This is a genomic window from Rummeliibacillus sp. GQ308 (assembly GCF_059759115.1).
Map to the genome: position 1 here is coordinate 1,753,357 of NZ_JCAXDQ010000001.1, position 23,109 is coordinate 1,776,465.

The window sequence follows — 23,109 nt, forward strand, 5'->3', positions numbered from 1 at the left end:
AAAGCTAAGCAAAATTTAATTACTATATTTTAATTTTTAATTTTAATTATGTTTTCCATTATAAATGAGATTTAACAATTATTTATATTTATCCAATAAATACGGAACTCCAGTCATTGGAGAATAAAGATTTTCCTCCATCATTTTTAATAGCAACTCTTTATTTTCTGGTAGTAAGTTATCCCACTGGGAATCCCACACTTCAAAAGAAGCCCAAGATTTTCCATAATAAAGTTCTCTGCTCATTTTAGAAAAAGAATAATCTATTAAACCAAGAAAGTCTTTTTCGAAACAACTATCTTCTATTGGAATATAAGACGCTATATTTACTAACCATTCTGCAAAATGTGTATACTGGCTCCAAGCTCCACTATCCATCGTTAGGCTTTGTTTCTTTTCCAAAAGTCTTATTAAAAAACGCTGAAAATGTTCGTCGTCTGTGCTAGTACCAATTAAAGATGCCCTCATGATTATCCTATCTAGTAATCCTTTTGTCTCTATTGCCTCTTTTACGTACATTCCATTACCTTGTAGCATACTATTTAATTTCGGGGCTTTATTTACTATGACTGTTTTAGCACGTTCTAATAAAGACACTACATTATTAACAAATTCAGAAATAGTACATTCTTCTATAATTTCTACTCCATAGGAACTTAAATAGTAACGTTTCAGTACATCATCCACTTTATGTCTGGATATGTAATATATATTTGATTGTTTTAATGAAACTCCCTCAGTATTTTTTGCTTCATTAAGTATTCTGTTTAGATTAAAATCCGATAAAGAATAACCTAGAATTACAACTTGAGTTTCTCTCAATAGGGTGAATAGTTTTCTGGAAAAATAATTTTCTTTATGTTGAAAATTAAAATAATCGTTAATTGTTAATACAATTGAATTGGGTTTGAGAATTGACCCATGAATATGGTATATACTCACCTCACCATTTACCCTTGAAATGGGCATTCCTTCAATGACTAATCTTCTATTATTATTTATAATATAGTCTGACAAAATAGAGTCATAATTAGTTGTAATTATGTTTACCTTCCTATCATTAACTAAATTCTTAAACTCAACTACTTTTTCTTGATTAATAGATTCATCATTAATTAATTCTTTTATAATAAGTGAGATTTCAACACGAATATCTTTATTTACTTTTTCATATTCTAATTCTATAATTTGAGCACATACTGTAAGCTCCAATTTAGAATCTACTATTTTTCCATTATCATTTTTTACAAATAGTTCATCACTTAATTTTTCTTTGTTATCTAATCTCTCAACACACTCTATAATTAATTCTAGCCAACTTGGGGCTTTACCATCTGTTAAATGTTTACTCAATCCCGTTCCAACAAACAAAGTCAATGAATTACTAACTGCTGAAGCTGCAATATCTAAAAAACTCACTATAATCCTCCTAAAAAACTAGTATAATTACTTCTAAATACGCTTGGGGACTGTACCATTTATATTTAATAGTGAGTTTATTGTACCATATAAAATATTAATTTCACTAAATATTTAGGAGTATTGATATATACATTAAGTAATATATCGATAAATCCAAAAAGAAGGGGAACAGTGGATATCAACGCCAGTTTTGACGTGCATATCTCTCTGATTGTAAAGTGTTATTAACTTGCAGTTGTAGCAGTTGAGTAGTTTCTCTGTTATGGTTCTGCTCCTCTTCTATTTTCTTCTCTTAGGAAGTAATGTTAGTATTAATGTAATAATTTGTATTAATAGCTCGATAACAGCTAGTATCATTTTAAGTTTCTTCATAATATCACCTTCGTATAGAATCTATTTAGCAATGTCGAAATTTGCTTTATTTCATGCTATGCAGTTTGATATTTTCTACTACTAAAAAATCAAAGTTGGAATTTCCTAAGAAATAATTTTGTTTCCCCAAAGTTTACGGCCGAACCGCCGACCGACATCCCCCATAGGAGTGTCCCCCTATCCACATAGATTACTACACGGGTTTACCCGTTGTTAATGTTGGACTACCATAATGCTAACGCATCATGATAGTTCCCTCATTAAAACCTTTCATTCTCTTCTTTATTTTTCTTTCTATCTCAATTTTAATTAAGACAGTTGATAATCTTATTTATATAGATATATTTAATAATCAACTGTCTTATCTAGATAAATAAATTAAATTGATAATATAAAAAAGAGAAGAGTAGTATAAAGAAGAATTAGATTTTTTTAGCAAGAAGTATCTGTTTTACGTTAGTAAAATAGATACTCCAACACTAACAACGCTTACGCTTAATAATTCATGTGGATAGGGGGACAGGGTATGTGGATGCCGTTCCGCTGCCCACGGGCACCTCTGTTCTTGCCACCCTCCATTAAAGAGGTTATTAACCTCACTCTATTTTTTTCTTCTCCCTTTTCCCACTATCCACCAAATATTTATACTCTTCTAAATGTTCTTGAACTTCACTACTTTCTATTCCATAAACTGCTCCAACTGACTGACTAGTAATTGGTATGTATTTCGTTGCACGTTGTTGATTCTTATTTTTCTTCTCACTGATAAAATATTTCTTTGGAATTTCTCTTGCTACAGGCAATGCCACCGAAACTTTTCGTGCAACTGAATTTAAAATACTTTCAAATTCTTCTTTAGTTACTAGCCCATCATACTGCTCTAGCTTAGAAGTTAACTCTTTGATTATGTATAAATCATTACTATGTTCGGACACTCTTTCTAATTTTAAAAGTTCATCCAGATATGTAGTGTATTGATAATTACTGTTGCGTCTAGTCGTCCGACTTACTATCTTAAAAATATCTTCCGCTCTCTTTACAATAAGCAAAATATCACTCAATGTTCGGTATTCGTTGTCATTCAAATAATTTTTAAGTTTTTCTTGACTATGTACGTCCCCTATCCTAGCTCTATCAATATGTTTTTGAGTACATCTATCCTTAAATTGAGTCATTCTTTCTTCTCGTTCTTCCTTCGTTTCACTTCTCTTTTTACTACTTACTGATTCATCTTTCTGAGAAGGAGCAGGCGTTACATCAACAATCTTACTAACTGGTAAACCTAATGTTTTGCCGAATGCCAGCCACAAAGCTTTCCGATTTTTACCATAATAGCGAGATTGATAAAACATCGCATCGTGCCGTATAGCTAGTTCGTCCACTCCTAATGGGGTCACATGATATGTATTTTCAACAATCCCATATAAATTATCGGGGATTTCAAACTCTTGCACTCGCTCATACTGTTTTTCCGCATAATACATCGCATGAGATATAGCCCCTTCGAAATTGTAGGGAGTTTCTATGTTATTGCTTGGTTCCTGCACAATTAGATTGATACTCTTATATTGATTACGGAATCTTGATGCTGATTGCCGTAGTACAACTGTATCTCTCAGTTGCGAATATCGACTAGATAAAATAGCGATATGGCTATCATAATTATTAATAATGGAGATTCCATCCGATAGAAGACGAGTTGAAATTATCAAATCAATATTATCAGGCCAACGCTTCTCCTTGACTAAAGTGTGATAGACATCGTTATCTTTCTTAGTTGGTGCATCTACAGTAGCTACTCTAACCATTGGCAATTCTTCTCTTACTTTATCTTTTAATTCTTTACTTTTTTCCGTATTATCGAGAAAGAGAAGAACCTTATCACCACTAGTCAAATTACTTTTAATTGCATTAACCGTAGCAGCAAAAACATCTGCATTATCATTCTGATATGTATAGACATTGTATTCATCCGCATTAATCTTTTCATCTTCTCTAACAAATTTAATTTTTTTATTAAAAATAGAAGAAGCATCGATGGGATAGTCTGTCCCTGATAATCCCAATCGTATTAATGGTAAAGTAATAGCCAAGTCTCTTATAGCTTTATCTCTATAGTTGTAAGCTTGTACCCACTGATGCACCTCATCTGCTACGATTCGTATATTTGCATCCGGCATTAGACTATTTATGTATGTGACTAGCTTATGAGTAGCGTTATAAGTAGTAATAAAGATTTGTTTCTTCTCATAAATTAGAGCATTTCCAATAGCGTCTCGGAATTCGCAGTCTTCTTGCGTTGCATAATAACCTACAACTTCTTCATCCTCGCTCGCTAAATTGTCAATTATTGGAGTAAGTGGAACCGTCAGAATACATATATTTTTAGGTGACTCCTTTGCTATTTCTTTGAATGCATCAATCACTGCTGTACTTTTACCACTATTAGTTGGTGCAGCAATCAGAGTTGTATCATTACCTTTTAATAAATTTTTTATTATTTTTGCATTTATGTATTTCTCTTCCATCTTTTCGGGTTTTACATTTTTAATATTATAACTATATTCTTCTCTTAATATTCCAGCTTCTTTTGCTGCTTCTCTTCTCGCCTCCGTTACGGCGAGAGAAGGTGAATATCCATACCTGTTAGCGATAGTTATAAAAGGACCAAATGTATATAATCCAATATCTTGCTTAAAAAGCGAATCTAATCTCTCTTTAAAATCATCTTTGTCTCTGTCAAATGATGCTGCTCTTGCTAATTCGTATGCTTCTGCACCGTCGCCAAATTCTGCCCTTATGGCAAAAACAAGTGGCCACCAATCCTCATACTCAGTTTCAACGCCACCCATGTACGTAATCCTCTCATATATTTCAGCATCCGTCAGAATAATCCCACTAGCGCTGCCACTATCATTAGTATAGTTTTCTCTTGCATATCTCTTTTCGTAATCTTCTTCAATTTCTCGCGCTATTTTATTTTTATATAATGTATATCGCACTCGAGCATCTACATTATAATATTTATAACCTCGCCCTACTCTTATAGAATTAATAGGCGATTTTGCACCAAAATCAATACAACTGTAGAAATCATACCCTTGCAACATGCTGCATATAGTCTTATGCATATAACTATAATGCTTATAATCTGTAATATAATCGTCTAGTATAAAGGCTAAGCGAAATCTATCTTGTCCTGACGGTGTATGTACATAACCTATCGATAAATTGCTAAGACCGCTTTCATAAGCTTTATCCATATCCCCGGTATAATCATCTACATCAATCATAATGAGATTACTACTTACATAACTTCTTTTGTATTTATCCGTAACATAGTATTGTGACGGCACAAATAGTCTTTCTTCAATTTTTTCAAAAAGTTCATCTACCCTATAATTCCCCCGAATACCTTTCTGATTAATCTCTCTCTGTATTGCTGCCATTTTTTTATTATACTCAGCATCCGAAACCTCTTTTAAAGGCTTCAAACTACCGTATTTTTTAACTGTTGTAGTAATATCAATTAGTTGTTCTTCATTCCGTTTCATTAAAGTCATTCTATTCTTCTCCTCTCAATTAGAAGGATTAATAATACCACTCAAGTACACTGGTATATGTATACCAAATAATGATATACTATTAATATATTAATATTGATGAATTTCCGTCTCATAAAAGAACTATTACAACTACTGCTACCAAACATGCAATTGTAATGGTTTTATTTTTAATTACAGAGTTTAATAAACTCTTTTTTATGCTTATTATTGCAATGGCACAATCTCAAATTTATACCATGGACATTCTTCGATTGCTTCTCTGATTAACTCTTTGCTAAATTCGTCATATCCTATACTTGCGTAACATATCATCTTATCCACAATATCATCTATACGAATTAAATATTCCTCTGTCTTCTCTTCATACTCGTTATAATATGTATAAAAAATATAACCCTTATGTATTTCATAATCTTCCTCTAAGTAGATTTTGGTCCAATGTTCTATCATGTCGGGGGCATAGTGTACGTATGCCTCATATATCACTTCATCATTTTTTCTATTCATTTTTATCTCCTCTCTTTACTTTCCCGCGATTGAATCCAACTGTCTTTGTATATCAGTAACTTGCAGTTGCAACTTATTGATTAACATCGAATTGTCGTCGATATTTTTAAATGAGTTGTATTTAACTAACATACGATTAAATACCCTATCTGAAATCGGATATTCTCCCTTAGACCACCGACAATAATTAATCCGTGCAATGCCCAATCTACGGCAAGCTTCCGTGTGAGATATTAAAAACCTTTCCTTTAGTTCGTCAACCATTTCAATCGCTCTATCTGTGTTGCTCTTATTTGTCATATTATTTATCTACTCCCTTTCATTTATTGTCACATCTGTTACTACACTGTACATTAGAAGCATAAAAAAACTTAATCACTCTAATTTAGTGGATTACTCTTCTTTTTAGATAAAGAATGAATTTAGATATTATAAATACATTATTATTTTAATAATTCTTAATATTCAATCAATTAATAGCATATAGTTACTAGTTATCTTTATTAATCTCTTTTTAAATAGTATTCTCACTACATATTTCACGCAATTCATCTTTGGTTATCAATTTATCATAAGGTACGAACACAGATTTACTTAGTATATTAATAATGTCATCACTTTGGTATGTAGTGCTCTCGCTGCAACCAGCATACGTTATCGTCCAAACTTCATTATCGCTCAAATACAAGAATACATCTGCATTACACGCGCAGTTATAGTTACTTACCGCTTCAGCGAGTCCTTTATATTTTTCATTCTCGTCATCTTCCTCTTCATCTTCCTCGTCACTGAATACGTATAAGGAATCATAATCAAGATTCTTGTATAATCCGTAGTAATCGCCTTTACAATGATATCAACCATATATCTATATTCTTCATCCATGTTACCTACAGTTAATTCCTTTAATAAGGATATTTATTTTTCTTCTTCTGTTCCATTTAATTCGTTGAAATATGTATATTCATCATCATCCAAATCCCGTGTATAACTTTCTAAGTTTTCCTCGAATATACTTACTACATCGCCTACCCATATAGCTGTATTATTAATACTTACATCGCTATACAAATTAGACTCCGAGTCATAATTGTTATATTCGGTATATGTACACCATTCATCTGATACTACTATGTATTCATAATCCTCTACTTTTATTGTTTCTCCAAAAATACGTTTTACGTCTTCTTCTGCTGGCTTTCTTAGTTTAATCAATTCCATTCTCCTCTCAATAATTTTTATAGCAATACATCTAAATAATTATTCTGGCATTGCATTCAATTTCAGATATCTTTCTAATTACAATTTCCTTTTCTTATTTCTTTATGCCCCCTATATATATCTAAGGTAGCACAATAATGGCAGGTCCATCCACTTTTCTATCCTACTTTGGATTTTCTCTCACGCTTCACTAAACAAATTATTGCTTTAGAAACCTTGGTATAACTGACTTTGTAGGACTTTCAAATTTTTTTAAAAAATTAAGGAGAAGCTTATTTTGAGCCTCTTCCTTAAATAAAAGAAGGAACAAATTACTATATAAAAAGAGAAGAAACACACAACTCTCTTATAAGAGCCATGTGTTCCTTCACAATTTTATCGCTATATCTATATAATATAGTCATTTTTGACATTTGTCTTAATGATACTAACATTAATCTCAATATATTGAATTTCTTTTTCATTTCAATCCGCGTCAATGCTTTAAAAGTTCTTCTCTAGGAATGAGGTTACTAACCTCACTCTCTGTAGCAGCGACTACCGACGCCTTACTGCTACTAAGTTAGATTAGAGAGTTCTTAAACTCTTTCTTTATCTCTCTTACATCTAATATAGTACTCTCAAATTCATCCTCCATCAACAAAGCTGTACTAATTACACGAAAAAAATGAGAAGGAACATAATGGAAAGAAGGAAGAATTACACTATAACTATATGTATATTTCGCCATCTAAAGAGTAGTGATTTCACTCACCTTGCTAATATTGTTCTTCTAGTTAAAAGAAATTTGTATATCTAAAATAGAAGTGACATAATAATTAATGAAAAATTTGGTTTATAATTTCATTTTAGAAAATTGCTATACAACTCTAAGGAGAATTTAAATTGGCAAGTTATCGAATCCTTGAACCAAATAAGAAAGGACAACCAAGAATTAAAATAATTGTTGAATATGGATATGATGAAAATGGAAAAAGATTACGAAAGATTAAAATTGCTACACTAAAGAAATTGAATGAGAGTAACATTATCAATGCTATTGCTCAGTTTGAAAAGTCATTAGGCAAGGAGCAACAAACGTTTGGTAATACCAAGAAAATTACTTTTAGTCAGTTTTCTGAAAAATTTATGAGTGATTATGTTGGGATAGAATTAAAAGTAAAATCTCGCAACACATATGAAAATTATTTAAATAATGGGTTACTTGGTTTTTTTGGTATGATGAAACTGCATAAAATTACAGCAACACAAATTAACTTATTTAGTGTTGAACAGAAAAAGATGAAAGCCGGTTCTGTTTATGAAAAATTTGTGATGCTTAATACAATGTTCAATAAAGCAATAGAATGGGGATATATCGAGGTCAATCCTTGTGCTAGGGCTACTAAACCAAAACGTACGAAAACACGACGTATTAACTATTATACAGAGGAACAAATAAAGCAACTATTACAAGTAATTCCTAAACTCCACATTAAACATCAATTACAAATAAAAATTGCATTGTTTTGTGGATTAAGAATGGCAGAAATAGCCGGCTTACAATTTGAATCACTAGATTTTCAAAACAACTCAATCTACGTTGAGAAGACCTTACAATATGATAAAACTAACAAACAATTTTTTCTGGATACAACGAAAACTGGAGAAAGTCGTGTGGTATATGCTCCTCAAAATTTAATGAGCGAGTTAAAAGATTATATTGATAAGAAGAAAATTAAGTTGGGGAAATTAGAAGAAAAGTGCAATCCAATCTATACTAAGCATAATAAACCCATTTATTTAGTTTTCTCAAAGGATAGTGGCTTTCCAAATCATCCTGACAGAATGTCCATTCAATGGCGAGATATTGTAAAAAAATACAACTTACCTTATATCACATTTCATGGCTTAAGACACACATTTGCTAGTTATATGCTCTCCAAAAATGTGAATATTAAGGTCATTCAAGAACAACTCGGTCACGCAAATATTCGTGAAACATTAGACACCTATTCTCATATTGATACGTCACAAAAACAAAAAGCGAGTGACCTATTTAGTAACCTTTAAAAGTACATTTGGTCACCAATGGTCACCCGTAAAAATTTACCAGTTCACAAACCCTTGCTACAACTAGTCTTGAATAGCTGCTTCAAGAGCAACTACCATCATATCGTTGAAAGTAGTTTGACGTTCTTCCGATGAAGTAGCTTCACCTGTTAGAAGGTGGTCAGATACTGTTAGAACAGATAATGCTTGACGGTTGAATTTAGCTGCTAGTGTGTAAAGTGCAGCTGTTTCCATTTCGACTGCCAATACGCCATAATCCGCTAATTTTTCGTTTTGATTGTCTTCTCCGTAGAAAAGATCAGCAGTATAAACGTTACCGACACGCAAGTGTAAACCTGCTTCTTCGCCTGCTTTGTAAGCTTTTTTCAATAAATCGAAATCAGCTGTTGGCGCATAATCAATGCCTTTAAAGATAATTTCATTCATTTTAGAGTCTGTAGTAGCAGATTGAGCAAGAATCACATCACGAACCTTTACATCGCGTTTTAGAGCGCCGCAAGTACCAACACGGATCAGTTTTTGGCATCCGTACTCTTGCATTAACTCTGTTGTGTAAATTGAAATGGAAGGTACGCCCATGCCTGTACCTTGTACAGAAACACGTTTGCCTTTATATGTACCTGTATAGCCGAACATATTACGAACTTCGTTGTATTGAGTAACATCTTCTAAGAAAGTTTCTGCAATATATTTTGCACGAAGTGGATCTCCTGGAAGTAATACGATCTCTGCGATATCGCCTTGTTTTGCATTAATATGAATACTCATTTTGTATCCCCTTTTCTTTTGACTATAACACATTTATTATAATCAATATTTATAATACATACACCCTTATTGTAGCAAGAACGTCTGACATCTGACAAATATTATTCTGAAAATTTTTCTTCATATAATTGCCATAATTCATCAAATACTGTGGCTTTTAATTGGTCACTATCGTTCTCCTCTATATATTTCGACAGAGCGGAGAAATCCTCCTCTGCTTTAGGAAAACTATGATCATCAAATGCTGCTTCCGCAAAGTCTGCCTTTGGGTCATTTTTTCCGCCTCTAAATGTTAATACATATTGGTAAAATGAAGGTTTCACATGATTCCCTCCGTTTCAGTAAGAATATTTATCATAATTGTACCCGTTCGTCTCTAATTTACACAGAAAGTTTAATTTTCAAGTGCGAAGTAATACACTCTGCGTTTCTAATTAAGGAAATAAGGGAATCTAATTTCACTAGTCTATCATATCATGCTAGCAATGCCATTTTTACTAATATAGCATGAAAAATATCTTTTTTTAGCCTTTAAACCTATTCACTTTCTAGTTCTTTGCACTTATAATTCATAATTATCAACTATTTTATATATTTAATAAAAAATAGAAGGAAGTGATTGAATTGGCAGATAAAAATTTCGAAAATTTAATTCATTTAAACTCACCGTTAATATCTAATAGTAACCCTTTTTCTCAAGAAGAAAGTCCAATCACTTTTGCTCTATTAAATATGCTTACATCACTAGCAGAAAACCATCCAGATACTTTTCTAATTCTTTCGTCCAGTGGGAAGGTGATAATACAGAATAAAGAAACTTTCCCTATCCTGGGTGAGGAAATAAATGAAATACAAGATTTTGAATCTATTGCAAAGAAATCCTACAGAAATATCCATACAGCATTTTTACACGCTGTCTCAGGCAATACCCAAAGATATGAGATCGAAGTTAGTAATTATAAATATGGTACACTTCATGTGTTATTTACATTTATCCCATTAATTTACGAAGAGAAGGTAGAGGCTGTATATTTGGTGATGAGTGATATGACTGAACAAGTGAAATTAAAAGACATCTTACTTTCCAGTCAAAAGCATTTAAACAACGCTCAGCAAATAGCCGATATTGGAAGTTTTGAATATTGGATAGCTGAAGACCGTCTTAAATGCTCAAAGCACTTTTTTAAACTCTTTGGGTTGCCTCAAACACCCAGCATGAAAATGGAAGAACCCTTTAAATTAGTTCATCCAGATGATTATAGATTAATTTATGATCAAGTGCAAAAGGCTATCAAAGGGAAAGATTACTCAGCTGAATTTCGTATTTATCATGGTTTAACGGGCAATCTCCGCTACATAAAAGTGAAAGCAGTCGTTCTATGGAAGAATGGTAAGCCTTATAAACTAAATGGCGTCATTAAAGATGAGACAGCAGAGAAACTGCTAGAATCGGAACTGAAGGATACTATTGCACGTTATGCCTTTATTTTTGACAATCTAACAGCTGGCATTTGGATGAGGGATGCTGAAACTGGGAAAATGATTTTTGCCTCCAAAGGAATGGAAGATATCTTAAAAATTCCGTTAGAAACTTTATATACAGATAAAGATATCTGGATAAATATGGTTCACCCTTGTCATCACCATGAAATCGGTCCTTACTTAGAGAAAAGCTCGAAAGGAGAAAGTGCAAAGTTTACCTATCGATTAATTGATGGTGCAGGTGATGTTAAATGGCTGTTCGAGCAAACAATCCCCACCACGAATGAAAAGAGAGATGCAACAATTCTTTTTGGATTTGTAACTGATATCACTCATGAAAAGTTACTAGAAGAGAAAATCAACCATCTGGCACGTTATGACGCTCTTACAAATTTACCAAATCAGCATAGTATTTACGAAGTGATGGAAAGCTTATGTAACAGAAACCACCCATTCGCTTTGCTTTATTTAGATATTGATCGGCTAAATATAATAAATGATTCTTTAGGCTATCATATCGGTGATGAGGCATTGAAAACTCTTGCAAATCGTTTTAGTAAACGAATGCCTCCAAACAGTTATTTCGGAAGGCTCAATAGCAATGATTTCATCGTATTACTTTGGAAAATCCACGATAAGGAAGATGTATACTCATTAGCAGAAATGCTTATTACTGTAAGTAAGAAACCATTAACCATACAGGAATTTGAAATGCATCTATCAACAAGTATTGGCATTAGCTTTTATGGTATAGATGGTACGGATAAGCAAACATTATTGGAAAATGCGCACTCAGCATTATATCATGCAAAACGGCAAGGTAAAGCAAACTATCAAGTATATTCATATACAGACAGTATCCATTCCTATAAAAAATATAATTTAGATCAAGATATGCGGAAAGCGATTAACAATGAGGAATTTGAAATTTTTTATCAGCCTCAAGTTGAACCGATCAGTGGTGCTGTATACGGAGCAGAGGCACTATTACGTTGGAATCATCCTGAATGGGGTTATGTTTCGCCCGGTGAGTTTATACCTTTGGCGGAAGAAAACCACCTTATAAATGCTATTACAGATTGGGTGATTGAAAAAGTATGCGTCCAGCTTAAAAACTGGAAAGACGAGGGAATTGATTTAAAGCCAATTGCTATTAATATCTCACCAACACGCTTTATGAAAAAAGGATTAGCCGAATATGTAAAAATTCTACTTTCACGATATGATATTTCAGCAACATTTATTGAATTAGAAATCACTGAAAGTACGCTATTGCAGAACGAGAAAAATGTGTTGTCTTCACTTCAACAATTAAGAGATTTAGGGATTAAAATAGCAATAGATGACTTTGGGACAGGTTATTCTTCTCTTATGTCAATTCGGACTTTCAAACCGGATATTATCAAGATCGATCAAATTTTCACACGGCATATAACCAGTGAGGGTAGTGTGGATAAAGGCATCATACTTTCGATTATCCATTTAGCGAAAGAGCTGGGAATGACTGTTGTGGCTGAAGGTGTAGAAGAATATGAACAGTTACAATTCTTACTCCATAATGGCTGCCATTATATACAGGGCTATCTTTTTTCAAAGCCTCTACAAAAAAAAGATTTCTATCAAATTCTTAAAACAGGCTCTCTTTCTCCTAGTAGTGCCTGTAAACTCACTATTATTGACCAGGAACGGCGTGCATTTATACGTTTTCAATTACCTACTTACGTTCAAGCAGATATGACCTTAATAGAAATGCAAAACGAAAAAGTCGAAGTAGGTTCCAACAAGATTCTCATCGAAAATATCAGCTTTGGCGGTATGAAAATTATCTCTTCGATGAATTTGGCCATACAATCCCAGATGAAATATCAATTTTGTTTTAGCCTTTTAAATAAAAAGTTCATTTTAAACGGTGTGCTCAAATGGCAAAATGAAGTAAAAGGCTCTCTTTTTGCATACGGTGTTGCATTTCTGCTAGAGGAAGAGAATGAAACATCTCTTGCTTCTACGATACATCTATTAAACAAATTAAATGAATCCAGTAAACAGATCCCAGACACAGATTTTATCTGGACAAGCCCGGTAGAATTCTTTTCTATTTTTAAGTAACAAAAAGGCAACAACGCTGTATTGCGCTGTTGCCTTCTTTTATCGTGCTTATAAATCAAACAGCTTTTCATATTCGCTATAGCCTTCAGAAGCTAAATCTTCTTTTGGGATGAAACGAAGAGCTGCTGAGTTAATACAATAACGAAGTCCACCTGTTTCTTGTGGCCCATCTGGGAATACGTGACCAAGATGAGAATCTCCCTCTTTACTACGTACTTCTACACGCTGCATACCAAAGCTTGTATCTTTATGCTCGGAAACTTGTTCCTCTTTTATAGGTTTAGTAAATGCAGGCCAACCACACCCAGAGTTATATTTATCTTTCGACGTAAAGAGCGGTTCTCCAGAAACAATGTCTACATAAATCCCTTCTTCAAAATGCTCATCATATTCATTTGTGAAAGGAGCTTCTGTCCCTCTTTCTTGAGTAACATGGTATTGCAGCGGTGTTAACTCTTTCAATTTGTCCTCTTTATTCATTATGAGACCCCCAATTTTGCTGTTGAAATGCTGTTCTTCCTGACCCAATGGAATAAAGCTCGTAATGAGTCGGGTTTTTTTTATAATAATGTTGATGATAATCCTCGGCTGGATAGAATTTTTTAGCTTCTAATATTTTCGTCGCAATGGGTTTATTAAATCTCCCTGATTCCTCTAGTCTCTTTCTAGACTCTTCTGCAATTCTCTTTTGATCTTCATCATGATAAAATATCGCTGTCATATAGGATTTGCCTCGATCATGAAACTGGCCGCCTGCATCGGTTGGATCGATAAGCGTCCAGAATGTTTCAACTAACTTTTCATATGGATAAACTTCTGGATCAAATGTAATTTGTACTGCTTCATAGTGACCAGTTAAATCTGTGCATACCTGCTCATAGCTTGGGTTTTCAACATAACCTCCTGTATAGCCTGATATGACGGATTCAATACCTGACTGTTCATCAAATGGTTTTACCATACACCAGAAACAGCCTCCTGCAAATGTTGCAATAGATGTTGACATATATTACGCCCTCCCTATTTAGTAGGAATGATTACATCAAGTATAATGCGATTCTTATCTAAATTGAATTCTTTTGCTTGTACATGCCCTATTAAGTTTTCACCAAGAGGGATATCAATATCCGTAAGATTAAAATAAATTTGTTCTTCTTTCGGCTGAATCACCATCCAGCTAGGCAAATCAACGGAGTCCTTCAATAGTTTGAGAGCTGTATTTGGCGGTATATCAAGCATGCCGACTTCAACAGTTTTTTGTTTCAAGAGTAAGTTACCCTCTTCTAATGAAGGTTCAAACGTCATGGTAATAGGCAATTCCATTTCAAATACGGTCAATGTACTGTTTAATGTGACGTCTTGATCAACTTCCATTGTGACTGGAATTTTAGACGTTTTCATCGAACTTTCAATCAATCGATTTGCCATATTTTCAAAATCTTTTTTGGTCGTTTGTACTTCTAAATGACTGCCATTGGGTAATTGCTTAACAGTTGGATTAGGCGTTGTATCAATCGGTCTTGTAATTAAATAGAAGAATGATACAATAGCTACAATCACAAGTGTAAAAAGCAATAGAAAGGCTATTTTCCATTTATTCATCTATACTATCCTCCTGAAAATCAAATTGTCCTTGTGATAGTTTTTTTAGATTTTCTTCTTCAAGTGTTTCAATAATGCGAGCAGTCATTTGATCATACCCTCTAGCATTGGGATGAAAGAAATCAGTATGATAAACCAAATTCGCGTTTGTATCAAATAAATCCTCTACATTTACAAAAACAGCATATGGATCATCATCCGCAAAGCCTCTAATATCAGAATTCCATTCATCCATGATCGTGTTCATTTCCGACTCTTCTTTAGTAAAGATCGTCAACGGATTATATACACCGATCAAGATGATAGGGGCTATTGGATTACGTTCCCTAATCATTTGCATTATGGTCTCATAACGCTGCTGAAATTTGGGTCTTCCTTTATCAAAGTCTTTCTTTTTTAATTCTGTGATATGTTCACGTACAATCTTCATTAAATCATTGCCGCCAATAGTCAACGTGATTATATTAGCCTTCCTCAGTGTATCGTCAAGCTTCCCAGATTGTAATTGGTCAATGAGTTGATCGCTTCTTCTACCTTTTTTAGCTTCATTATGGATTGTCACAGATCTTACGCCTTGCCATGTTTCCATATCGGTTTTTAAACGACCGACATATCCTTCATTTTCCGCTTCGTCGCCTACTCCCTCGGTTAGCGAATCCCCGAGTGCTACGTACTGGACATCCTTGGGTTTAAACATTTGTGTCACCAATATTTTTTTGGTTTCTTCTTTTATATTATGCACGGCGTCCTGTGTTTCACAGCCAGCGAGCATTACAACAGACAGCAAATAAACTATCCACTTTTTCATTATTTTGCCCTCCTTTCACATCGGCTCTGTCGCTCAAAATGAAAGAAGGCAGGGAACTTCCCTGCCGCCTAAATTAATCAGTATAGTAAGAAAAGCCAATTGCACCTGGCCCTGTATGTGTACTAATAATTGGCGACGTATAGCCAAATTTTACATCATGATAGCCTGTCTCTTCAATCCTAGTTTTTAGAGGGTTTGCCATCTCTAAACCATTCGCATGTGCAATGCCAACACCTCGAACAACACGTCCCTCTGTGTCTTGGATGTATTGATTGGTTAGATATTTGACTACTTGTTTATGACTTCGCACTTTCGCAACAGGATTATAGTCGCCTGTCTCTAAGTTGGCAATCGGTTTAATGTTTAATAAAGAACCGATCATGCCCATCCCTTTTCCGATACGTCCGCCTTTAACCAGGTTTTCGAGTGTATCAACTACAACAAAAAGGTGGGTATGCTCTCGCACATAGTCGATTCTTTGTAGAATCTCATCCATGCTTTTGCCTTCTTTAGCCATCTGTGCTGCTTCTAACACCTGAAAGCCAAGCCCAAATGAAGTAAATCGAGAATCAATAACGACTACATTTGTATCAGTCATGGTAGCTGCAGCTTCCGCAGACTTCACGGTGCCGCTCATACTTCCTGTCATAGTAATAACTAATACTTCATCGCCATTCTTTCCAATCTCATCAAATAACTCTTTAAACACCCCTACTGCTGGCTGAGAGCTTTTAGGCAATTCAGTAGACTCTGCCATTTTCTCTAAAAATTCAATCGGATTTAAATTAACACCATCTATATATGTTTCATTATTTATTTGAATTGATAGTGGTACAACATGAATATTGTATAGTTCAATTTCACTTTTAGTTAATTCTCCAGTCGAATCTGTTACAATTTGAATTCGTCCCATAATGACACTTCCTTTTATTCCATCCACTGTTTTAAGTATTTATACTTTATTTTACCCGTCTACAGCTGTTCAAACATGTGACATTTGTCAATTGTTTGGGGGAGAATAAGAACTTTTTGTGAAGTATTTATCTATACAATATGCAGAGATACCTTGAAAGTTTAATAACACCATAATTAAATGATTACCCATATCCACTATAGATATTCTACGTTATTTTAAGTTATGATTTTTTATAGACAATATAAGAATATTTGATATGGTCTTCTGTTTCATGTATCTCTGACTCAGAAGCTTTCTTCCATTCATCACCATAGACCGGGAAGTATGTATCCCCTTTAAAGGCATGTTGTATTTTCGTTATATACAAGATATCTGCAACTGGAAGCGCCATTTTAAATAATTGCTCTCCACCGATTACCATAATTTCTTTGTTTTCTTTTTCTGCTTCTTTCAAAGCTTCTTCAAAAGAATGTACCACCGTTGCACCTTCTACTTGATATAATGGATCTCTTGTCACAACAATGCTTGTTCTTCCAGGCAATGGCTTGCCGATAGATTCAAATGTTTTACGCCCCATAATCATTGGTTTACCCATTGTTGTTTTTTTGAAAAATGCAAGATCCTCTGGCAAATACCAAGGAATTTTATTTTGATAACCAATCACTCGATTTTCATCATGCGCTACAATTAATGAAATCATAAACTCATCTCCTTAGACAGAAATAGGCGCTGCTATGCGCGGGTAAGGGTCATATCCTTCTATAGCCAAATCTTTAGTTTCATAATCAAAAATTGAATTCTTGTCCGTTTTAATAACAAGCTTTGGCAATGTCTTGGGTTTGCGTGAAAGTTGTTCCTTCACTTGATCCAAGTGGTTTTTATATAAATGAGCATCACCCAGCGTATGAACAAAATCCCCAGCTTCTAGACCACATTCTTTAGCGATTAAATGGGTAAGAAGTGCATACGAAGCAATGTTGAAAGGAACACCTAGAAAAACATCTGCACTTCGTTGATATAGCTGGCAAGAGAGTTTACCTTCCGCTACGTAAAATTGAAAGAATGAATGGCATGGAGGCAGCGCCATGTCCTCTACTTCTGCAGGATTCCAAGCTGTTACAATATGCCGTCTGGAATCAGGATTCTTCTTAATTGATTCAATGACATTTTGTATTTGGTCTATCGTTCCACCCATACCGTCAGGCCATGAGCGCCACTGTTTGCCATAAACGGGACCAAGATCGCCGAATTCCTTTGCAAATGCTTCATCTTCTAATATTCTCAGTTGAAAAGTGGCCATCTGTTCTTCATATTGTTTTTTAAACGTCTCATCTGTTAATACACGATGGCCAAAGTCTGTCATATCAGGCCCCTCATATGCATCACTTTTAATCCATTTTTCAAAAGCCCATTCATCCCAAATATGATTGTTTTCTTCGATTAGTGTACGTACATTCGTATCCCCTTTTAAAAACCATAACAACTCGGTTGCAATTAATCGGAAAGAGGTTTTCTTAGTTGTCATTAAGGGGAAACCCTCTTGCAAATCGTATCTCATTTGATAGCCAAACACGCTAATTGTGCCAGTCCCTGTACGGTCACCCTTTTCGATTCCATTTTCTAGAATATGGCGGCAAAGGTCTTGGTATTGTTTCATTAAGTATAGCCTCCAATTTATTTATCTATTTCATGATAACATTGACGAGAAATGACGTAAAATAAAACAAAAAGACAGATAGTATTAACTTTCAATTCTTTAGTTAGCACTCTATGTACATACATTTACTAAAAGATATCTATTATAAATAATATTAAAAGCCAGATGCATTTTTACTTTGCATCTGGCTTTTATTTAACAATTTAGCTTTTTGTTTTTTCTATTAACGCCAAATCTTCACAAGCATATCTGTGTTAAAGTACTTGTTTCCTTTTAAAAAAGAAGCCATTCACAAACTTATCTTTACTGACTAACTGTTATTACAAAAGATAAGATGTTTTAAAGTAATTGGTAGAAATATAGATAACGTATATTTCTATTGAGTTCATAAATATTTTCTTTAATATTCAGAATTTAACTTAACCATTTTGGTGGTGTATCTTTAGACCAATAAATCTCACCTAGATTGTTATGAGAAGCAAATTTGTCTTTATAGGTGTGATAATGAAAATTATAGTAATAGCCATCTACTGGTCTGCGTTCCGTACGTACATGGAAACGAATCATATCTTGTCCTGATGATGCTTGATAAATATGAAAAATCTTTTCAGAATAGTCGCCACTTGGTTTTTCAGTCATCGCCAAGTCACGCATCTCGTTGACATTCAGATGATCCACTGTCATATGAATAGCTTCCTCAATCTTGGGAAATATAATATGATCAAATTCATTGCTTATCTTAGGACCAATACGATTCCCAAATTTTAAATAAGATTGTTCTTTTGCTTGATCTATTAGCTGACCAGACATTGTGAATTGGTCTACTTCTGGCTGAGCATGTTGTATGTATTCTTTTGAAACATCTTTTGTATAAGGCGTTTTATGACTTTCGCCGTGTTCTAATAAGTTTTCCCAAATGGAGTGATTAGATGTGATAACACCTAAAGTCAGAACGGCGACTGTTGATACAAGGAGTTTTTGAAGTTTATTTCTCATACTTTTCACCTGCCGTTGAACAAATATTGTCTTTTCACTTATTAGTATATACGAAAATCAGAAGTAAAGGTTTCATCTTTTTCTAAATCATTGTACAATATAGTAGAAATAAAGTGACACTGCAATCTGGGACTATCAGATTGGTAGTAGAACCATTCGGCATTTACGGGCTTCATTTTTAATTATTCACTGCCCTTAATGCAAAATAAAGCGTTCGTTTTTGTACAAAAGGAGGGCAAATTTTATGTCAATCGCAATGGGTATCGGATTTTTATTGCTATTATTCTATTTAATGTCTCTTTGTATTACAGACTAATGCGATTATAAAACAAACGCACTCAGTAAGGGATGTAAACCCTTACTGAGTGCTTGTTTTGGTCATTAGTTTAGAGTACCCTAATTTTTAAAACAAACTACAAACCTGAAATTCAGGAGAAAACAGTGGATACTATCCACTGTTTTTTTTGTATAACAAAAGCCTGCGAATAATCACAGGCCTATAGTTCAATCACACCATAATGAAATTTTGCATTATAGCGAATGTCTCGTTTGAAATGATATTGATCAAACAAAGGAGAACGGAAATGAGCTTTTAACACAACTCGCTTCTTTGCTACCCTTTTTGCCTCTTCTACCCATTCATCTGTTAATGAATTTTGCAGTCCTGCAACACGCAACGGTGAAAAGTTTTTTGACTCCTCTATTGTCTCTTCAAACATAGGGTCCATATAAACGACATCGAATGCATTATCCTGTTGCTGTTTAAGATAGTCAATCGCTAAACTACTAACAACTTGTATGTAATCCATACAAGAAAGTAGAGGCAATTGCGCTCTGTCATACGACCGCATGCCTTCACGTACAATAAACGCTACATTCGGATTGCCTTCACAGCCAATGACTAATCCTATATCACCTACTGCATAAGCGGCCACAATACTATCCGAGCCAAGCCCTAACGTACAATCTAAAAAGGTATCTCCTTTTTGCAGTTTGGCTACATCCAAGAAAGGCTCATGCTCACCCCTCGCTATCCGTTTCAAGCGAAAGGCAGCTGAGCTAGGATGAAAGAAAAAAGGTTCCTCAGATTCAAATGGAAGATACTCATATGAGAGTTTACCCGCAACAATTAAATTTGCATGGTGTTCTTCCGCTATTTTTTGAAGAGACTTCTTCTTTCTTTCGATGAATGGTAGTTCAAGTACTTTACAGGCTTTTTCCGCTAATTCAAATGAATGCTGGTTGGGCCTTCCCACTGTTGTTACTATAGTTTTTATTCCGCACATATTTGATCAAGCACGCCTACTAAATGATCGCGCACCTGTTCCATTGCATGATCTTCAATTTGTTCACGCGGAATAAAGTAAGCCAACTGTCCATCTTTCCAAATAGCAATAGAAGGAGAGCTTGGTGGCACTTCCTCAAAGAAGCCCCTCATTTGCATTGTCGCTTCAGCATCTTGACCAGCAAACACTGTCCTTAAGTGGTCCGGCTTATACTCAGCTTGCTGTATAGCTTCAATAACTGCTGGACGTGCAAGACCGGCCGCACATCCGCATACAGAGTTAATAACAATCAATGAGGTACCTTTCGATTCTTGCATATGTTCAGCCACTTCATCCGGCGTTCTTAATTCCGTAAAACCGGCGTTCACTAATTCATCTCGCATTGGTTGTACAATGCCTTGCATATATTCTTCGTATGGGTTCATAATTTCGTCCCCTTTCATATTCCTTCATAATCCCTTGAATTATAAGGTTTGTGCTCTTCTATTTTATCTCGAATTACATATTTTTTCACCAATTTTCATTTTTTACGTGATTTTTTGGTGATTTTTATTTTTGGGTATATTTAATGTTATTCAATAGTGCTTTTAAAACAAACTTTTTCTTATTATAAAAACACGACTATCTCATGGTTTAGTAACATGGAAGGCCGTGTTGTTTTATATAGCTCATTAATTTTCTATTTTATAGGAAACATCGGTAATTCTTTTACTATGATTTTTTCGATTTGCTGCACAACAAGCATTAATTCTTCATCAATAATTAGCATTTCACTAAATGTATAAAATATCTTGATATGCAACAAGAGCAAAACCAGGTTTATTGCTTACATAGAAAGATTAATATTCTGGAAGGTTTGCATCTTCCCAGAAGAATTCACCTGTTTTATCTACAATTTTTTCCACAAAAGATACAAATGACTCGTTTGTTTCTTCTGGCGATATATGATTCACATATATAGCACCCTTTGATGTTTCTTTTTTAGCCTTGTCATTCTCAATCATAATATATCCGACATCTGGAAATTCACCTATTGGGTAGTTTTTTGTTAGTTCAAGGTCAAATTCTTTGCAATCTTCTTGAACAATCAAAAAATTTTCTCGAATCTCATTTAAGCTAAAGAATTTGAATTCAGCAAGATAGCTTTTAAAAAGTGTCATTCCATCATGATATAAAAGGAAATCTTTGTAATCCTGTGGAATAGTTATCACCAACTCTTTTTCAAGTGAAGAAATTTCTTCTATATTTGAAGGTGGGTTAAAAATGCACTCTTCACGTATTATAGTACCATCACGTCCAACTAAACCTCCTGGGTCTAATCGAGTAAGATTTTCATCTAATTGATTTTTAAGCCTCTCTAATACCTTTTTTACTTCTGACATTTTTCCCTCCACAATTCGTTTTTAATAATTATTAAACCATGAGGTGATTTTTTTATGTTTTTCTCGAGGAACTGCCTATAATTTGCTAATTTTGAACTACCTATAAGCTACTGGTTTTATATGATGCAAATCAATTTTATCCTTTTTCCAATTAGGTTTAACTTTGTATTTTTTCATAATGCTTTCTAATTGTATCTGTTACCCCTCTTGAATATTTTTTACTTTTTTTCAATCAGTACGGATATTAGAAGCAACTTTTCCAGACCATTTATCTGTAGTTTAGGATATTTAGCTTATTAGCTTATTAATTTCTAAATTTTTCTTCTCGGACATAAAGATGAAAAGACTCTTACTCTTTTATTATTTTTTTGAAATCTTTCTTAATAGATATAAAGCATATATTATAGCTGGTATTGCACCAACCATTAAGATTATTTTTATTACTCCAAATATTAGATATGAAGATGACACACTTACTTCCATGTTATTATTCTCCTTTCAGTTTTTAAATTAATACTAGCTAATTTAGTTTTTCCATTTAAACTCTTAATAAACACGTGCGTATTTTTTTAAACCATCTAAAGTTATTTTGCTTGTGATAGTTGAGTAGCCATTATTATCGTCAATCTTCACTGGATTGATCTCTCTTACATCGCTATTAGTTCTCAATTTAAGACTTTGTCCATCAGTCATTCGGATTTCCACTAGATATTTATACATAGACTCCCCCTCCTTTTATATGTAAATTTATTCATTATTAGGATATTTCCTTCTTAATTGATTTGTCTAATCCGTGTCTAATTATCCGAAACTCTAGAAGTAAAGGCACTAAAGTTAAGGGTAGACATACTACTTATCAAAAGTCAAAATAACTAAGAAGTTTGCCAAAAGAAGTTAAAAAAATTATTCATCAAGAGATTTTTATAAAGATGGGAAACTTAGCATTCGAAGATACTATGGTAAAAC

General features: G+C 33.9%; 21 protein-coding genes. 2 read left to right on the plus strand and 19 right to left on the minus strand.

Annotated elements, in window-relative coordinates:
* Positions 1–78: 78 nt before the first annotated feature.
* The 5 genes from AC6CHJ_RS08730 to AC6CHJ_RS08750 form a co-directional block, all read right to left on the minus strand.
* The gene (locus tag AC6CHJ_RS08730) at positions 79–1,419 is read right to left on the minus strand and encodes an SIR2 family NAD-dependent protein deacylase (protein WP_498288128.1); all 1,341 of its coding nucleotides are present in this window, start codon (positions 1,417–1,419) and stop codon (positions 79–81) included.
* A gap of 971 nt (positions 1,420–2,390) precedes the next feature.
* On the minus strand, positions 2,391–5,357 hold the full coding sequence (locus AC6CHJ_RS08735) for a DEAD/DEAH box helicase family protein (protein WP_498288130.1): 2,967 nt from the start codon (positions 5,355–5,357) through the stop codon (positions 2,391–2,393).
* 207 nt (positions 5,358–5,564) lie between these two features.
* Entirely contained in the window at positions 5,565–5,867 is a 303-nt protein-coding gene (locus tag AC6CHJ_RS08740) for a hypothetical protein (protein ID WP_498288132.1), read from the minus strand.
* A gap of 15 nt (positions 5,868–5,882) precedes the next feature.
* Complete coding sequence (locus AC6CHJ_RS08745; RefSeq protein ID WP_498288134.1) at positions 5,883–6,167, minus strand: hypothetical protein; 285 nt, start codon at positions 6,165–6,167, stop codon at positions 5,883–5,885.
* 618 nt (positions 6,168–6,785) lie between these two features.
* Positions 6,786–7,082 (minus strand): hypothetical protein, encoded by a 297-nt coding sequence (locus tag AC6CHJ_RS08750; RefSeq protein ID WP_498288136.1) that lies wholly within the window; start codon positions 7,080–7,082, stop codon positions 6,786–6,788.
* A gap of 891 nt (positions 7,083–7,973) precedes the next feature.
* Between AC6CHJ_RS08750 and AC6CHJ_RS08755 the strand changes: the two genes are divergently transcribed.
* Complete coding sequence (locus AC6CHJ_RS08755; RefSeq protein WP_498288138.1) at positions 7,974–9,140, plus strand: tyrosine-type recombinase/integrase; 1,167 nt, start codon at positions 7,974–7,976, stop codon at positions 9,138–9,140.
* A 63-nt stretch (positions 9,141–9,203) separates the two neighbouring features.
* Here AC6CHJ_RS08755 and deoD read toward each other — a convergent pair whose 3' ends face one another.
* Positions 9,204–9,908: a purine-nucleoside phosphorylase gene (deoD, locus tag AC6CHJ_RS08760; RefSeq protein ID WP_066788093.1), complete on the minus strand. Its 705-nt coding sequence runs from the start codon at positions 9,906–9,908 to the stop codon at positions 9,204–9,206.
* A gap of 101 nt (positions 9,909–10,009) precedes the next feature.
* Positions 10,010–10,231: a YozE family protein gene (locus AC6CHJ_RS08765; protein WP_498288140.1), complete on the minus strand. Its 222-nt coding sequence runs from the start codon at positions 10,229–10,231 to the stop codon at positions 10,010–10,012.
* A gap of 301 nt (positions 10,232–10,532) precedes the next feature.
* On the opposite strand from AC6CHJ_RS08765, the gene AC6CHJ_RS08770 reads away from it, so the two are divergent.
* Positions 10,533–13,496 carry an EAL domain-containing protein gene (locus AC6CHJ_RS08770; protein WP_498288142.1) on the plus strand — a complete coding sequence of 988 codons (2,964 nt, stop codon included), beginning with the start codon at positions 10,533–10,535 and terminating at the stop codon, positions 13,494–13,496.
* A gap of 48 nt (positions 13,497–13,544) precedes the next feature.
* Here AC6CHJ_RS08770 and msrB read toward each other — a convergent pair whose 3' ends face one another.
* The 12 genes from msrB to AC6CHJ_RS08830 form a co-directional block, all read right to left on the minus strand.
* Positions 13,545–13,976 (minus strand): peptide-methionine (R)-S-oxide reductase MsrB, encoded by a 432-nt coding sequence (msrB, locus tag AC6CHJ_RS08775; protein ID WP_147196855.1) that lies wholly within the window; start codon positions 13,974–13,976, stop codon positions 13,545–13,547.
* The gene (gene msrA / locus AC6CHJ_RS08780) at positions 13,969–14,502 is read right to left on the minus strand and encodes a peptide-methionine (S)-S-oxide reductase MsrA (RefSeq protein ID WP_392993322.1); all 534 of its coding nucleotides are present in this window, start codon (positions 14,500–14,502) and stop codon (positions 13,969–13,971) included. The genes msrB and msrA overlap by 8 nt, the downstream gene beginning before the upstream one ends.
* 14 nt (positions 14,503–14,516) lie before the next feature.
* Positions 14,517–15,098 carry a YpmS family protein gene (locus AC6CHJ_RS08785; RefSeq protein WP_066788105.1) on the minus strand — a complete coding sequence of 194 codons (582 nt, stop codon included), beginning with the start codon at positions 15,096–15,098 and terminating at the stop codon, positions 14,517–14,519.
* Positions 15,091–15,906, minus strand: coding sequence for a GDSL-type esterase/lipase family protein (locus AC6CHJ_RS08790; protein ID WP_150284609.1), 816 nt, complete (start codon positions 15,904–15,906; stop codon positions 15,091–15,093). The genes AC6CHJ_RS08785 and AC6CHJ_RS08790 overlap by 8 nt, the downstream gene beginning before the upstream one ends.
* 73 nt (positions 15,907–15,979) lie before the next feature.
* Positions 15,980–16,819, minus strand: a complete 840-nt coding sequence (locus AC6CHJ_RS08795) for a DegV family protein (RefSeq protein WP_392993316.1) — start codon at positions 16,817–16,819, stop codon at positions 15,980–15,982.
* Between the two features lie 223 nt (positions 16,820–17,042).
* A complete protein-coding gene (locus AC6CHJ_RS08800; RefSeq protein WP_150284610.1) occupies positions 17,043–17,522 on the minus strand; it encodes a dihydrofolate reductase in 480 nt (159 codons plus the stop codon).
* Positions 17,523–17,534: 12 nt separating this feature from the next.
* Positions 17,535–18,479: a thymidylate synthase gene (locus AC6CHJ_RS08805; protein WP_392993313.1), complete on the minus strand. Its 945-nt coding sequence runs from the start codon at positions 18,477–18,479 to the stop codon at positions 17,535–17,537.
* Positions 18,480–18,893: 414 nt separating this feature from the next.
* On the minus strand, positions 18,894–19,475 hold the full coding sequence (locus AC6CHJ_RS08810) for a YpjP family protein (protein WP_147196847.1): 582 nt from the start codon (positions 19,473–19,475) through the stop codon (positions 18,894–18,896).
* Positions 19,476–19,972: 497 nt separating this feature from the next.
* The gene (locus AC6CHJ_RS08815) at positions 19,973–20,761 is read right to left on the minus strand and encodes a class I SAM-dependent methyltransferase (protein WP_498288145.1); all 789 of its coding nucleotides are present in this window, start codon (positions 20,759–20,761) and stop codon (positions 19,973–19,975) included.
* Positions 20,749–21,186 (minus strand): BrxA/BrxB family bacilliredoxin, encoded by a 438-nt coding sequence (locus tag AC6CHJ_RS08820; RefSeq protein WP_498288147.1) that lies wholly within the window; start codon positions 21,184–21,186, stop codon positions 20,749–20,751. The genes AC6CHJ_RS08815 and AC6CHJ_RS08820 overlap by 13 nt, the downstream gene beginning before the upstream one ends.
* A gap of 414 nt (positions 21,187–21,600) precedes the next feature.
* Positions 21,601–22,143 carry an SMI1/KNR4 family protein gene (locus AC6CHJ_RS08825; RefSeq protein ID WP_498288149.1) on the minus strand — a complete coding sequence of 181 codons (543 nt, stop codon included), beginning with the start codon at positions 22,141–22,143 and terminating at the stop codon, positions 21,601–21,603.
* A 546-nt stretch (positions 22,144–22,689) separates the two neighbouring features.
* Complete coding sequence (locus AC6CHJ_RS08830; RefSeq protein WP_392993302.1) at positions 22,690–22,863, minus strand: hypothetical protein; 174 nt, start codon at positions 22,861–22,863, stop codon at positions 22,690–22,692.
* Positions 22,864–23,109 lie beyond the last annotated feature (246 nt).